This window comes from Pseudomonas sp. MWU12-2319 (assembly GCF_023242525.1).
Taxonomy (GTDB): domain Bacteria; phylum Pseudomonadota; class Gammaproteobacteria; order Pseudomonadales; family Pseudomonadaceae; genus Aquipseudomonas; species Aquipseudomonas gingeri_D.
Map to the genome: position 1 here is coordinate 384,127 of NZ_JALJES010000004.1, position 13,894 is coordinate 398,020.

The window sequence follows — 13,894 nt, forward strand, 5'->3', positions numbered from 1 at the left end:
TGATCGAAACCCCGCGCGGCCCCAACGGAAAAACAATGAAACGCTCTGGTGCAGAGTGCTACTACCAGACCAGTCGTCGCTCACCCGCCCCTTCAAAAGCACCATCCCCAGCGTGGTCTATCCTTGAGTCGTCACTAGAGCCGGACCTCGACACAGGAGACAGCGAATGGATGCACGAGAAAGAGCGTTGATGCGGGCCAGCGTGGCCTTGGGGTTGCTGATCAGCACCCTGAAGAAGCACGATCTGGAAGCCCCCCTTTCCCTGGACGATCCACATTTCAAGGAGCTGATCACTCACCTGCGGGACAACTTGCTGGAGGCGCAGGCGGACGAGAGCGTTTCCAGTGTCATGGTCTCGATCAACAAGGCCTTCACCGATGGCGTGCGGCTCAATGCCCGCAGCGTGGGTAGCTTGTTGACGGCGCTGAAGAAGGTCGATGGGCTGCTCATCGAGGCCGGCGAGAGGCACGCTCCGTTGCAGCTGCTTCAGGTGAATGCAGGCTGAAATACAACCCTTGTAGGAGCCGGCTTGCCGGCGATGAGGCCCGCAAGCCTCGCGCCGTCTATCCGGACGTCATCGCCGGCAAGCCGGCTCCCACAAAAGCGGGTGCGGCGTTTGTGAGAGCGTGCACCCGCTATTTGCTCGACAACTGTGATCCACCCCCGCAATCGCAGTAGGAATAATTTCCCACCAACATCAGATCATTCATACTCCGCACCGCTCTTGACCTGATGATGGACCACCTGTCTTGATGACCTTTCATGTCTGACCCGCTCTGGGCTGCCCGCCTGGGCGACGCGTTGTCCCATACCTCGATGATGGCCGATATTCTCGGCGGCGTGCTCGAGGTCGCGGCCAACGTCGCCATCGGCGCACTGGCCACCGCAGCCGTGGTTGCCGCCACCGGGATCACCGTCGCCACCGGCGGCCTCGGGGCCTGTGTGCTGGGCGCCGTGGTCGGGGTCATTGTCGGCGTGGCGATGAGCAAGACCGGTGCCGACAAGGGCCTGAGCAAGATGTGCGAGGGCATCGGCAACAGCCTCTTTCCGCCCACGGTGCAGGCCACCATCCTCACTGGCTCCACCAACACCCTGATCAACTCGATTCCCGCCGCCCGCGCCGCCGGTGCGGTGCCGTCCCATGTCGAAGCGGCCGGTACACCGGACAGCGAGGAACCCGCCCCTGAAGCCAGCTACCTGGATATCGCCAAGGGCTTCTTTGCCCAGATGTGGCGACCCACGGTGGCGACGCCCGCCCCCGGCGCCGTGCCCAAGCCGCTGGATCTGGTGACCTGCATGAAGCATCCGCCGATGCCGCCGCAGTTTCTCGCCGAAGGGTCGGAAAAGGTCAGCATCAACGGTCAGCCCGCCGTGCGCAGTGGCGACCGCAGTACCTGTGACGCTACCGTCGTTTCGTCCGGCTTGATCTCACCCAACGTCACCATCGGCGGCGGTTCGGTGGTGGTGCGTGAGATCCGTAGCGGCAAGACTCCGGGCGTCGGCCTGGCCATCACCGCGCTGATGATGCTCAAGGGCAGCAAGGGCAAATTTCTCAGCAACCTGCCGTGCATGCTGTTGGCCGGGGTCAATTCCTTTGTCACCAGCCAGGCCATCGGCGCGCTGACCAACGCCATCGCCGGCTCGCCGAACCCGGTACACGCCGCCACCGGCGCCAAGGTACTGGGTGGCCTGGACGACCTGGATTTCGCCCTGCCGGGGCTGCTGCGCCTCGACTGGCAACGCTTCTACAACAGCCGCGACGAGCGTCGAAACGGGCTGTTCGGTGCGGGTTGGTGCGTGCCTTATGAAGTCAGCGTGCAGGTCGAAGCACACCCCGAGGGCGGCGAACGGCTGATCTACACCGACGAACAGGCCCGGCGTATCGACATGGGCTCGATCCCCCTGGGCAGCGCGGTGTTCAGTGCCGGTGAAGGCTTGAGCGTCCGCCGGCATGGCAATGGTCAATTATTGATCGAAAGCGACGACGGTCTCTATCGTCTCTTCGAAGCCCAGCCCGGCGAGCCCGCTCACTTGCGCCTGACTCAACTGGGCGACCGCAACGACAACCGGATCTATCTCGACTACGACGAGTCAGGACGACTGCTGCATCTACGCGACACCTTCGATCTCGTCCAGGCCCAGCTGATCTATAGCGACACATGGCCGAACCGGGTCAGCCACATCGAGCGCCTGTATCCGGATCGCCCGAACGAATTGCTGGTGAGCTACACCTACGACCTGCGCGGCGACCTGGCGCAAGTACTGGATGCCACCGGCCATGCGCAACGGCGCTTCGCCTACGATGACGGCCAGCGGCTGGTGGAGCACCAACTGTCCGTCGGCCTGCGCTGCTTCTACCAATGGGCACAGATCGACGGCCGCGAATGGCGGGTGGTACGTCACTGGACCGACGAAGGCGATGAATATGCCTTCGACTACGACCTGGACGCCGGGACCACCCGCGTCACCGACAACCTCAAGCGTACCAGCACCCGGCGCTGGAACCCGCAACACCAGATCACCGAATACACCGACAACCTTGGCCAGACCTGGCAGTTCCAGTGGAGTGACGAACGCCAGTTGCTCGGCGCCATCGACCCCGAGGGCGGTCAGTACCAATTCAGCTACGACGAAGCCGGCAACCTGTGCACCACACAGGACCCACTGGGCCGCAGCGAATCGACCCTTTGGCTGGAGCACTGGGCCTTGCCGCTGGTGGAAACCGACGCGGCGGGTAACAGCTGGCAGTTCCGCTACGACAACCGTGGCAACTGCATCCAGGAAACCAATCCACTGGGTCACGTTACCCGCTATCGCGTCGACGCCCAGGGCCAGACCGTCGAGATCATCGACGCCAGCGGCAAAAGCAAAACCCTGCGCTGGAGCCCCCTCGGTCAACTGCTCGAACATATCGACTGCTCCGGCTACCCGACACGCCTGGGTTACGACGAGCGCGGTCTGCTGCGCACGATCACCGATGCCCTGGGCGAACGCACCCAGTACGACTACGACCCCCAGGGCCGCTTGCTGAGCAGCCACTTGCCGGACGGCCGCACGCACCAGTACCAGCGCAACGCCGACGGCCAGTTGATCGGCTACATCGACCCCGCCGGACAGACCATCGCCTACCACTATGACCGGCGCGGCCAGGTGCGCCAGCGCATCGATGCCAGCGGTCGGCAGGTGCAGTTCAGCTACGACGCCTATGGACGCTTACAGGCGCTGACCAATGAGAACGGCGAAAGCTATCGCTTCGCCTGGGATGCCGGCGACCGCCTGGTGGAACAGCAGGACCTGGACGGCAGCGCCCGCCGCTACACCTACAACGCCCGGAACGATGTCACTCGCGTCGATACCCTGCCCGCACCCCATGGCAGCGGCCTGGCGGTGGTCCCCACAACGCCGGTCGCACCGATTGTCCATCACCTCGAACGCGACGCTGCCGGGCGCCTGACAGCGAAAATCACCGACGACGGCCGCACCGAATACAGCTACGACATGCTGGATCAACTGACGGCGGTCACCTTTACCGATAATGACGGCCAGGCACAGAGCCTGGGCTTCGCCTACGACGCCCTTGGCCAGTTGCTGGAAGAACAAAGCACGGCGGGCAGCCTCCAGCATCACTACGACGAATTGGGCAATCTGATCCAGACGCAGTTGCCGGATGGTCGCTGGCTCAATCGGCTGTATTACGGCAGTGGTCATCTGCACCAGATCAATCTGGACGGTCGGGTCATCAGCGACTTCGAGCGTGACCGCCTGCACCGCGAGGTGCTGCGCACCCAAGGTCAACTCGATACCCGCAGCGAATACGATCGCGCCGGACGTCTGCGTTCGCGCCTGCGCCGCCCGATCAGCCAACCTTCGGCGTTGCCCGCGCCGGCGCAGCAACATTTCGACTACGATCCCGCCGATCACCTGGTCGGCCGCCTCGAACAACAGCCGGGCGGCACCCATCGACAGTTGATGCACCACGACGCCAGCGGTCGCATCGTCGCCAGCCAGGACAGCGTCCAGGGCCAGAACGAGACCTTCGCCTACGACGCCGCCGCCAATCTGCTGGACGGCCCCACAGGCGGCCGGGTGCTGCACAACAAGCTGCTGACCTACCAGGACAAGCGCTATCGCTACGACGCCTTCGGCCGGATGATCGAGAAGCGTAGCGGCAGCCATCGGGTCCAGCGCTTCGCCTACGATGCCGAGCACCGCCTGATCGAGGTGCGCAACCAGGACGGTGCGCGGGAAACGGTGGTGCGCATGAGCTACGACCCACTGGGCCGGCGCATCGCCAAGAGCGAGCATGACAGCCACGGTTACCCCCTGGGCGAGACCCGATTCACCTGGGACGGTCTGCGCCTGCTGCAGGAGCACCGACACAGCCTGAGCAGCCTCTACCTCTACGCGGACGACGGCCACGAGCCGCTGGCCCGGGTCGACGGCAGCGGCGCCTTGCAGAAAGTCCGTTATTACCACAATGACCAGAGCGGCTTGCCCGAACAACTGACGGAAAGCGACGGCCATGTGGTCTGGCGGGCGCGCTACCGGATCTGGGGCAATACCGTCAGCGAAACACGCGAGCCCCATTACCTGGAGGAGCAGAACCTGCGCTTCCAGGGGCAGTACCTGGACCGGGAAACCGGCTTGCACTACAACACCTTCCGCTTCTACGACCCGGATATCGGGCGCTTTACCACACCCGACCCGATCGGCCTGGCCGGCGGCCTCAACCTGTATGCCTATGCGCCGAACCCACTGACCTGGGTCGACCCCCTTGGACTAAGCTGTGGTCCTTCGGGCAAAGTGCCGATTACCCGTAACTCCGCGCGCAAGCTGCTGAAAAGCCGGGGGCTGAACCAAAAAATCCAGCGTGAAACCGTCGATAGCTTCCAGGGGCAGATCTACGCCACTCGAGGAAAGAAAGGTGATGTGTTCACCATCACCGAGCACAAACCCGGCACTGCTTCGCAAATCTACGTCACCCGTGGCTCGGCGGGCGCGACCGCAGCGGACAGACGCGCGAACCTGGCGCTGCCCAACAGCAACAGCGCGGTACACGAAGGCCAGGTCGCCCTGACCCGCGACCAGGTCCTGCTGGAAGGCCGAGTGGCTCCCCAACCACAATGGGGCGCGGACAAGGTCGGCGGCGGATGGCAAGTCGTTACGGCCGGCGGACGATATTCAGGAGCAACGGAACGACTATGAACCTCAAAGAATGCAACGACACCCTCTGCGACCTGCTGAGACGCTCGGGCTATGAAGACGAAGCCGATGAGATCCAGGCACTGGTAGACATCGTGCTGGACCCGGCTAGCAACGACAGTCAGCGCAACGAAGCGATCAAGAACCTGACAATGCGTTGTCATCCCAAATGGCTGGGAGACTTTTTCATCGACGGCATGACCTATCCACAATGGACCGATCTCATTACTCACTTCGAAAAACTGCTCATGCGCCAGAAACGCCCATGATGGTCGCCCTCTACGAGGAGGATGACCTCGACGACCAGGTACGACAGTTGTCCACCGCCCTAGGCACGCTGATCGCGCAATTGCAGAAAAGCCGCAACGAGTCCGCTCAGTTTTTCATCGACAAGACGGCTGAACTCAGAGCCGCCGGCGATGTTCGCGAAGCCCTGGAACAGCTCTCGACCTGCCGGGCCATGGCCCAATACGGCAACTTCTCCTACACCGAGGAGAGTCAGTTGGAAGGGGTGGTCGATGCGGCCGACGCTTGCCTGGCAGCCCTGCCGAAACCCTGAAACCGCCATCGCCGCAATGCGGCATCCCGACAAGCCAGCACACAAAGGCTGGGCACGACAATATTCTGATGGCGGAACACGTACCTGAAGTGGGAGCGGAGCTTGCCCGCGAAGCTTTTAGCGTTCTCACCGGCCTCTTCGCGCGCAAGCTCCGCTCCCACATGGCTATCCGGTCGTCTGCAGATTGTTGATTCGACACTGAACAGTGGGGGCCTTGCGACAGCACCGCCAGAATGAAAAATGGGCACCCGATCCCATCGGCGTGCCCATTTTTCCTACAGCCCTCCCGTTGCTCCGGGAGTGGTACCTGACGCTTACGGGTTGACGCTATCTTTGAGCGACTTGCCCGGTTTGAATGCGACGGTATTGCTGGCCTTGATCTTCACCGGCTCGCCGGTTTGCGGGTTCTTGCCGGTACGGGCACCGCGATGGCGCTGCAGAAAGGTGCCGAAACCTACCAGGGTGACGCTGTCTTTGCGGTGCAGCGCGCCGGTGATTTCTTCGAGGACGGCGTTGAGCACGCGGCTGGCCTGTTCTTTCGTGAGGTCCGCTTTTTCAGCAATTGCAGCGGCGAGTTCTGGTTTACGCATAATGAAGCCTCTTTGACGGTTTTTTGTTGTTATGTCCGTGCTGTTCTTCCGGAACAGCGCCCAAGGCGCCGCAGGCTCTACTCTGCGGCAGACGGGAGTGAGGATGGCACGAGGCAAGGTCCCGCGCCAGTCTCGTTACGACCTTTGTAGGGGCAAGAAGCGGGTGTTTACGACAGAAGGACCGGTATTTACGCCAGCAACGGCGGAAGTTCCTTGTTCAGGGCCAGTTTTTCCATCACCGCGCCACCGGTCAGGGCATAACCCAGCAGCCGACCGCTGGTGTCGCGGCACAGGGCCTTGATGTCGGCGCCCTGCCCTTCGACCGTCCACACGCCTTCGCTGCCACGGGGCGGTGGCGACACCACCAGCGGGCACACCGGCGTCTTAACGGTGATCGGCATCGCGCCGTAGCTCACTGCGGTGGCATTGCCGGCCAGGGTCTGGGCCAGCGCCCGGGCGCAGCTCATCAGCGGCATGACGTACAGCAGATTCAGGCCATCGACCTCGGCGCAATCGCCCAGGGCGTAGATATTGGCGTGGGAGGTTTTCAGGTAGCGATCGACCACCACCCCGCGATTGACCTGCAAGCCGGCGGCGGCGGCCAGGTCGATGCGCGGACGCAGGCCGATGGCCGAGACCACCACGTCGCAGGCCACGGTGGCGCCGTCCGACAGATGCGCCTCCAGGTGATCGCCGCTGCGTTGCAGGCGGGTCAGCACCGGGCCCAGGTGAAAACGCGCACCAAGGCTTTCCAGGCCCGCCTGCACAGCGGCGGCCGCCGCCGGGTGCAGCAACGTCGGCATGACCTGTTCGCACGGCGCGACCAGTTCCACCTGGTAACCGCCAAGGATCAGGTCATTGGCGAACTCACAGCCGATCAACCCGGCCCCCAGCAGCAGCACACGCTGCTTGCCCGCCGCCGCCGCACGGAAACGCGCGTAGTCTTCCAGGTCGTTGATCGGGAAGATCGCCTCGGGGGCATCGCCTTCCACCGGCACCCGCACGGTTTCCGCGCCCCAGGCCAGGATCAGGTCACGGTAGTTCACCGCTTCCTCGCCGATCCACAGGCGTTTGTGGCCCGGGTCGATGCCGCTGATGCGGGTGTGGGTGCGGATCTCGGCCTTGAGTTGTTCGGCCATGGCCCCGGGCTCGGCCATGCTCAGGCCATCGGCGTCCTTGTTCTTGCCGAAGCCGGTGGACAGCATGGGCTTGGAGTAGGAACGCCCGTCGTCGGCGGTGATCAGCAGCAGCGGGGTTTCGCTGTCGAGTTTGCGAAACTCCCGGGCCAGGTTGTAACCGGCCAGCCCGGTACCGACGATCACGACAGGTGCGCTCATTCCTTTCTCCAGATCCATTGTTATTGGTTTAAAAAGTGATCAATCAACCGATTTCGATCATTTCGAAATCCATTTTGCCGACGCCGCAGTCCGGGCACAGCCAGTCGGCGGGTACGTCTTCCCAGCGGGTGCCGGCAACAATGCCGTCATCCGGCCAGCCGTCCCTTTCGTCGTAGATCAGGCCACAGACCACGCATTGCCACTTCTTCCACTGCGGCTTTGGCTGCTCTTCATGTTTCTCATGATGATGCGAAGACGCCTGCTCTTTTAAATCACTCATTCCTACTTCCTCGGTTCCCAGGCATTGATCGGCACGAACAGTCGATAGGTACAGCGTTGCCGTCCGGCTCAGGGCGTTTTGTACTGATCGAAGGCCGCCGATGCAAGCACGATCGACAGCGTTGATCAGCCGGGCGCTCTAAACGGCCGAACCGCCTGTGATAAGCTCGGCGCCTCACTGGCTGCCAATCAACTGCCCATCGTGCCGCACAAAGCCCCCGTTCCAGCGTCTCCCGCCTGGCTCACGCAGAGCCGGCTGACCACCCCGCCAGACGCACCAACCCTCGACTGGTTATTTGACGAAGGGTCTCTTACTCGTCGTCTGACAGCACTTTCCGATAACGCCTTCAGTGTCACGCCGCTGTTCGAAGGCTGGCAACCGTTGCGCGACGACGAGTGCGCGGCGCTGGAGTTGCCGGGTGAAAGCCTGGGTTGGGTGCGCGAGGTGTATTTGCGCGGTCACGGCCAGCCCTGGGTGTTCGCCCGTAGCGTCGCGGCGCAGAGTGCCTTGCGCGAAGGTGGCCTGAATATGGACGAGTTGGGTAGCCGTTCACTGGGTGAACTGCTGTTCTGCGATCAGGCGTTCGAACGCCAGGCCATCGAAGTCTGCCATTACCCGGCGCCCTGGCTGCCGCCGGAGCATCGCGCCGATCATCTCTGGGGCCGCCGCTCACGTTTCAATCGCGGGCCGCTGAGCCTGCTGGTGGCGGAGATTTTCCTGCCGAGCCTGTGGCACGCCGTCAGTACCTGTGGGGAGAACTGCTGATGTACCTGAACCTGCTCAAATCCATGAACCGCCTGCACCCACGGGCCTGGGACTTTCTCCAGCTGACCCGCATGGACAAGCCCATCGGCATTTACCTGCTGCTGTGGCCGACCCTCAGCGCCCTGTGGATCGCGGCCAAGGGTGTGCCGTCGCTGGGCAACCTGCTGATTTTCACCCTCGGCGTGATCCTGACCCGCGCTGGCGGCTGCGCCATCAATGACTTCGCCGACCGCAAGGTCGACGGCCACGTCAAACGCACCGAGCAGCGGCCCATCGCGGCAGGGCGGATCAGCGGCAAGGAAGCCCTGGCGGTGTTCGCCCTGCTGATGGGAATCAGTTTCCTGCTGGTGCTGTGCACCAATGCGACCACGGTGTGGTTGTCCTTCGGTGCCCTGGCGGTAGCGGCCTGCTACCCGTTCATGAAGCGCTACACCTATTACCCGCAAGTGGTGCTGGGGGCGGCGTATTCCTGGGGCATCCTGATGGCCTTCACCGCCGAGACCGGCAGCCTGCCCGCCACGGCCTGGTTGCTGTATATCGCCAATGTGCTGTGGACGGTGGCATTCGACACCTATTACGCCATGACCGACCGTGAGGACGACCTGAAGATCGGCGTGAAATCCACTGCCATTCTGTTCGGCGAGGCCGATCGGGTGATCATCCTGACCTTGCAGGGCCTGATGCTCGGCTGCCTGCTGCTGGCCGGGGCGCGGTTCGAGCTGGGGGGCTGGTTCCATATCGGGCTTTTAGCGGCCGCGGCATGTTTTGTCTGGGAATTCCGGGTCACCCGAGGCAAGGACCCGCAGCTCTGCTTCAAGATGTTCCTGCACAACCACTGGGCGGGATTGGCGATTTTCCTGGGTGTGGTGCTGGATTACGCGGCGCGCTGAGCAACCCCGCTCGCCAGCCAGGCACCCGTTCCAGAGGACACAACGGAACCTGTAGGAGCCTGGCTTGCCAGCGAAGCTTTTAGCGGTCTCAAGGGCCTCTTCGCGGGCAAGCCCTGCTCCTACAAGGTATTGCGCTGAATCAGTGCTTGGCCATGTGCCACATGCCGCCTTTGCCATCCCCCATGGCGTCTCCAGGCTTGGCGTCCATCTTGAAGGTGTACATCGGCTTGCCGTTATGCGCCCACTGCATCGTGCCGTCATCGCGCTTGATCTTCGTCCACCCACCCTCGTCCTTGGCATCCGCGGGAGCCATCATCGGCGGCCAGTTCTCGGCGCATTTGTCGTTGCACATGGATTTACCGCCAGTATCCTTATCAAAGGTGTAAAGCGTCATGCCCTTGCTATCGACCATCTTGTCGTGGTCCATCTTGCCCGGCTCAGCCGCGAAAACCAGGGTCGGCAGCGTTAACGCCGCCGTTACCATCAGGGCTTTCAACGAAAACGAAGAGTAAGTCATAAGAACCTTCCTTTTGTGGTTGTAGGATTCGAACCCCCAGCGTAGCCCATGAATATGACCATTGCGGCGTGCGGAAAAAAGCTGTCACATGTCTGCAATAATTTCGTTATCTAATGCGGCGCAAGACAGTTAAATGACAAGAGGGTGAAGGGATATGGTTGGCAGGAGCATTCTGATCGTCGACGACGAAGCGCCCATCCGCGAGATGATCGCCGTTGCGTTGGAAATGGCCGGCTATGACTGCCTGGAAGCGGAAAACTCCCAGCAGGCCCACGCGATCATCGTCGACCGCAAACCCGACCTGATCCTGCTCGACTGGATGCTGCCCGGCACCTCGGGCATCGAGCTGGCCCGGCGCCTCAAGCGCGACGAGCTGACCGGTGACATCCCGATCATCATGCTCACCGCCAAGGGTGAAGAAGACAACAAGATCCAGGGTCTTGAAGTCGGCGCCGATGACTACATCACCAAGCCATTCTCTCCACGGGAGCTGGTGGCGCGCCTCAAGGCAGTGCTGCGCCGGGCCGGCCCGACCGACGGCGAAGCCCCCATCGAAGTCGGCGGCCTGCTGCTCGACCCCATCAGCCACCGGGTGACCATCGACGGCAAACCGGCGGAAATGGGGCCTACCGAATACCGCCTGTTGCAGTTCTTCATGACCCACCAGGAACGTGCCTACACCCGTGGCCAGTTGCTGGACCAGGTCTGGGGCGGCAATGTCTATGTCGAGGAGCGAACCGTCGACGTGCATATCCGCCGTCTGCGCAAAGCCTTGGGCGATGCCTACGAAAATCTGGTACAAACCGTGCGCGGCACCGGCTATCGTTTCTCGACCAAGGGTTGAGAACCGCTGCAAACAACCCGCAATACATCGGTAACCGAGCCGCTTCAAACTGGCAGCGTTGAAGCTTGTCGCTCGAACGGCTTCGCCTCCAAGGACGCATGTTGAAGTGAATCAAAACTGGCATGGCACCCTGATCCGCCATTTGTTGTTGCTGGTCACCGGCTGCCTGGTGGCAGGCCTGGCCAGCGGGTATTACGGCTGGAGCCTGGCCGTGGGCCTGGGGCTTTACCTGGGCTGGACCCTCAAGCAACTGCTGCGCCTGCATCAATGGCTGCGCCATCACAAACCCGAAGAATCACCGCCGGACGGCTATGGCCTGTGGGGCGACGTATTCGACAGCATCTATCACCTGCAACGTCGCGACCAGCGCGTGCGCGGGCGCCTGCAAGCGGTGATCGACCGGGTCCAGGAATCCACCGCCGCCCTCAAGGACGCGGTGATCATGCTCGACAGCGACGGCAACCTGGAATGGTGGAACCGCGCGGCGGAAACCCTGCTGGGCCTCAAGACGCCCCAGGACAGCGGCCAGCCGGTGACCAACCTGGTGCGCCATCCGCGCTTCAAGGAATACTTCGAACAGGAAAGCTACGCCGAGCCGCTGGAAATTCCCTCGCCGACCAATGACCGCCTGCGTATCCAACTCTATATCACCCGCTACGGCAACAACGAGCACCTGATGCTGGTGCGCGACGTAACCCGCATCCATCAGCTGGAACAGATGCGCAAGGACTTCGTCGCCAACGTCTCCCATGAGCTGCGCACGCCACTGACGGTGATCTCCGGCTACCTGGAAACCCTGCTCGACAACGTCCAGGAGGTGAACCCACGCTGGGTTCGCGCCCTGCAGCAGATGCAGCAGCAAGGCAGCCGCATGCAGACCCTGCTCAACGACCTGCTGTTGCTGGCCAAGCTGGAAGCCACCGACTACCCGTCGGACAACCAGCCGGTGCGCATCGACACGCTGTTGCAGTCGATCAAGAACGATGCCCAGGCCCTGTCCGGGCAACGCAACCAGACCATCACCCTGGAAGCCGACGGCGCCATCCGCCTCAAGGGCAGCGAGGCGGAACTGCGCAGCGCGTTCTCCAACCTGGTGTTCAACGCCGTCAAATACACCCCGGCCGAAGGCAATATCCGCATTCGCTGGTGGGGCGACGAGCACGGCGCGCACCTGAGCGTGCAGGACTCGGGCATCGGTATCGACAACAAACACCTGCCACGCCTGACCGAACGCTTCTACCGGGTCGACTCCAGCCGCAACTCCAACACCGGCGGCACCGGCCTCGGCCTGGCCATCGTCAAACACGTGTTGCTGCGTCACCGCGCCCGCCTGGAAATCAGCAGCGTATTGGGCCACGGCAGCACCTTCACCTGCCATTTCGCCCCGGTCCAGGTGACGCGCACCAGCACCCGCAACCTGCCCGCCTGACGCCTTGCCGGGACACCGGCCGGGCCAGGCCACTAGGCAACGGGCGCATCTGCCGCTACATTGGTTGACTTGTGCCTGCCTTTCAGGCCTCCACCCACCTACTTCAAATTGAAATACGGAACCCGTAAAACCCCATCATGGACCCTTCCCCTAGTAGCTTGACCCTCGCTTCGCTCTTCGCCGACTTCGGCATGATTCTTTTCGCTCTGATCCTGGTATTGCTCAACGGTTTCTTCGTTGCGGCGGAATTCGCCATGGTCAAGCTGCGCTCGACCCGGGTCGAGGCCATCGCCCACCAGAACGGCTGGCGCGGGCAGATCCTGCGCACCGTGCACAGCCAGCTGGACGCCTATCTGTCCGCCTGCCAACTGGGTATCACCCTGGCTTCCCTGGGCCTGGGCTGGGTCGGTGAACCGGCCTTCGCCCACCTGATGCAACCGCTGCTCAGCGCCGTCGGGGTGGACTCCGCCGAGGTGATCAAGGGCGTGTCGTTCTTTACCGCCTTTTTCATCATTTCCTACCTGCACATCGTGGTCGGTGAGCTGGCGCCCAAATCCTGGGCGATTCGCAAACCCGAGCTGCTGTCGCTGTGGACGGCGGTGCCGCTGTACCTGTTCTACTGGGCGATGTACCCGGCCATCTACCTGCTCAACGCCAGCGCCAACGCCATCCTGCGGATCGCCGGCCAAGGCGAGCCCGGCCCCCATCACGAACACCATTACAGCCGTGAAGAACTCAAGCTGATCCTGCACTCCAGCCGTGGCCAGGACCCCAGCGACCAGGGCATGCGCGTGCTGGCGTCGGCGGTGGAAATGGGTGAACTGGAGGTGGTCGACTGGGCCAACTCCCGTGAAGACCTGGTGACCCTGGACTGCAATGCGCCGCTCAAGGAAATCCTCGCGCTGTTCCGTCGCCACAAGTTCAGCCGTTATCCGGTGTACGACGCCGAACGCAACGTGTTCGTCGGCCTGCTGCACATCAAGGACCTGCTGCTGGAACTGGCGGCCCTGGACCATATTCCCGAGTCGTTCAACCTCGCCGAGCTGACCCGGCCACTGGAGCGGGTATCGCGGCATATGCCGTTGTCGCGCCTGCTGGAACAGTTCCGCCAGGGCGGCTCGCACTTCGCCCTGGTGGAAGAAGCCGACGGCAAGGTGATCGGCTACCTGACCATGGAAGACGTGCTCGAAGTGCTGGTGGGCGATATCCAGGACGAACACCGCAAGACCGAGCGCGGCATCCTCGCCTATCAGCCGGGCAAGTTGCTGGTGCGGGGCGATACGCCGTTGTTCAAGGTCGAACGCCTGCTGGGCATCGACCTGGACCATATCGAGGCGGAGACCCTCGCCGGGCTGGTCTATGACTCCCTGAAGCGGGTTCCGGAAGAGGAAGAAGTGCTGGAAGTCGAAGGCCTGCGCATCATCATCAAGAAGATGAAAGGGCCGAAGATCATCCTGGCCAAGGTCCTCAAGCTCGACTGA

The 13,894-nt window shown here is 62.7% G+C and carries 13 protein-coding genes; 9 read left to right on the forward strand and 4 right to left on the reverse strand.

The features are described 5' to 3' along the window. Window positions 1–166 precede the first annotated feature (166 nt). The 4 genes from M5C01_RS09355 to M5C01_RS09370 all read left to right on the forward strand — a co-directional run bounded on the left by M5C01_RS09355 (window position 167) and on the right by M5C01_RS09370 (window position 5,761). Window positions 167–505 carry a hypothetical protein gene (locus M5C01_RS09355; protein WP_247263079.1) on the forward strand — a complete coding sequence of 113 codons (339 nt, stop codon included), beginning with the start codon at window positions 167–169 and terminating at the stop codon, window positions 503–505. Between the two features lie 257 nt (window positions 506–762). Next, a complete protein-coding gene (locus M5C01_RS09360; RefSeq protein WP_248764301.1) occupies window positions 763–5,205 on the forward strand; it encodes an RHS repeat-associated core domain-containing protein in 4,443 nt (1,480 codons plus the stop codon). Next, window positions 5,202–5,471: a hypothetical protein gene (locus M5C01_RS09365; protein ID WP_103499393.1), complete on the forward strand. Its 270-nt coding sequence runs from the start codon at window positions 5,202–5,204 to the stop codon at window positions 5,469–5,471. The genes M5C01_RS09360 and M5C01_RS09365 overlap by 4 nt, the downstream gene beginning before the upstream one ends. Continuing rightward, the gene (locus tag M5C01_RS09370) at window positions 5,468–5,761 is read left to right on the forward strand and encodes a hypothetical protein (RefSeq protein WP_152736643.1); all 294 of its coding nucleotides are present in this window, start codon (window positions 5,468–5,470) and stop codon (window positions 5,759–5,761) included. The genes M5C01_RS09365 and M5C01_RS09370 overlap by 4 nt, the downstream gene beginning before the upstream one ends. A 314-nt stretch (window positions 5,762–6,075) precedes the next feature. Here the strand turns inward: M5C01_RS09370 and M5C01_RS09375 are convergent, their stop codons facing one another. From M5C01_RS09375 to M5C01_RS09385, 3 genes are all read right to left on the reverse strand, one after another. Further along, window positions 6,076–6,351 carry an HU family DNA-binding protein gene (locus M5C01_RS09375; RefSeq protein WP_040071769.1) on the reverse strand — a complete coding sequence of 92 codons (276 nt, stop codon included), beginning with the start codon at window positions 6,349–6,351 and terminating at the stop codon, window positions 6,076–6,078. 188 nt (window positions 6,352–6,539) lie between these two features. Next, on the reverse strand, window positions 6,540–7,688 hold the full coding sequence (locus M5C01_RS09380) for an FAD-dependent oxidoreductase (protein WP_152736641.1): 1,149 nt from the start codon (window positions 7,686–7,688) through the stop codon (window positions 6,540–6,542). 43 nt (window positions 7,689–7,731) lie between these two features. Then, entirely contained in the window at window positions 7,732–7,881 is a 150-nt protein-coding gene (locus M5C01_RS09385; RefSeq protein WP_178129711.1) for a rubredoxin, read from the reverse strand. Window positions 7,882–8,169: 288 nt separating this feature from the next. On the opposite strand from M5C01_RS09385, the gene M5C01_RS09390 reads away from it, so the two are divergent. Together M5C01_RS09390 and ubiA are read left to right on the forward strand one after the other, a co-directional pair. Next, window positions 8,170–8,733, forward strand: a complete 564-nt coding sequence (locus M5C01_RS09390; RefSeq protein ID WP_177104150.1) for a chorismate lyase — start codon at window positions 8,170–8,172, stop codon at window positions 8,731–8,733. Continuing rightward, window positions 8,733–9,623 carry a 4-hydroxybenzoate octaprenyltransferase gene (gene ubiA, locus M5C01_RS09395; RefSeq protein WP_152736639.1) on the forward strand — a complete coding sequence of 297 codons (891 nt, stop codon included), beginning with the start codon at window positions 8,733–8,735 and terminating at the stop codon, window positions 9,621–9,623. The genes M5C01_RS09390 and ubiA overlap by 1 nt, the downstream gene beginning before the upstream one ends. Window positions 9,624–9,762: 139 nt before the next feature. Here ubiA and M5C01_RS09400 read toward each other — a convergent pair whose 3' ends face one another. Beyond that, window positions 9,763–10,140 (reverse strand): hypothetical protein, encoded by a 378-nt coding sequence (locus M5C01_RS09400; protein ID WP_152736638.1) that lies wholly within the window; start codon window positions 10,138–10,140, stop codon window positions 9,763–9,765. A 154-nt stretch (window positions 10,141–10,294) separates the two neighbouring features. Here M5C01_RS09400 and phoB point away from each other — a divergent pair, with 154 nt between their 5' ends. The 3 genes from phoB to M5C01_RS09415 all read left to right on the forward strand — a co-directional run bounded on the left by phoB (window position 10,295) and on the right by M5C01_RS09415 (window position 13,894). Beyond that, entirely contained in the window at window positions 10,295–10,984 is a 690-nt protein-coding gene (gene phoB, locus M5C01_RS09405; protein ID WP_003176964.1) for a phosphate regulon transcriptional regulator PhoB, read from the forward strand. Between the two features lie 106 nt (window positions 10,985–11,090). After that, window positions 11,091–12,413, forward strand: a complete 1,323-nt coding sequence (phoR, locus tag M5C01_RS09410; protein ID WP_103499400.1) for a phosphate regulon sensor histidine kinase PhoR — start codon at window positions 11,091–11,093, stop codon at window positions 12,411–12,413. Between the two features lie 137 nt (window positions 12,414–12,550). After that, window positions 12,551–13,894 carry a hemolysin family protein gene (locus M5C01_RS09415; protein WP_152736636.1) on the forward strand — a complete coding sequence of 448 codons (1,344 nt, stop codon included), beginning with the start codon at window positions 12,551–12,553 and terminating at the stop codon, window positions 13,892–13,894.

Bases quoted from the DNA above. Each gene is read 5' to 3' on its own strand.
- M5C01_RS09355 (WP_247263079.1), top strand. From the start codon at position 167: ATGGATGCACGAGAAAGAGCGTTGATGCGGGCCAGCGTGGCCTTGGGG.
- M5C01_RS09360 (WP_248764301.1), top strand. From the start codon at position 763: ATGTCTGACCCGCTCTGGGCTGCCCGCCTGGGCGACGCGTTGTCCCAT.
- M5C01_RS09365 (WP_103499393.1), top strand. From the start codon at position 5,202: ATGAACCTCAAAGAATGCAACGACACCCTCTGCGACCTGCTGAGACGC.
- M5C01_RS09370 (WP_152736643.1), top strand. From the start codon at position 5,468: ATGATGGTCGCCCTCTACGAGGAGGATGACCTCGACGACCAGGTACGA.
- M5C01_RS09375 (WP_040071769.1), bottom strand. From the start codon at position 6,351: ATGCGTAAACCAGAACTCGCCGCTGCAATTGCTGAAAAAGCGGACCTC.
- M5C01_RS09380 (WP_152736641.1), bottom strand. From the start codon at position 7,688: ATGAGCGCACCTGTCGTGATCGTCGGTACCGGGCTGGCCGGTTACAAC.
- ubiA (WP_152736639.1), top strand. From the start codon at position 8,733: ATGTACCTGAACCTGCTCAAATCCATGAACCGCCTGCACCCACGGGCC.
- M5C01_RS09400 (WP_152736638.1), bottom strand. From the start codon at position 10,140: ATGACTTACTCTTCGTTTTCGTTGAAAGCCCTGATGGTAACGGCGGCG.
- phoB (WP_003176964.1), top strand. From the start codon at position 10,295: ATGGTTGGCAGGAGCATTCTGATCGTCGACGACGAAGCGCCCATCCGC.
- M5C01_RS09415 (WP_152736636.1), top strand. From the start codon at position 12,551: ATGGACCCTTCCCCTAGTAGCTTGACCCTCGCTTCGCTCTTCGCCGAC.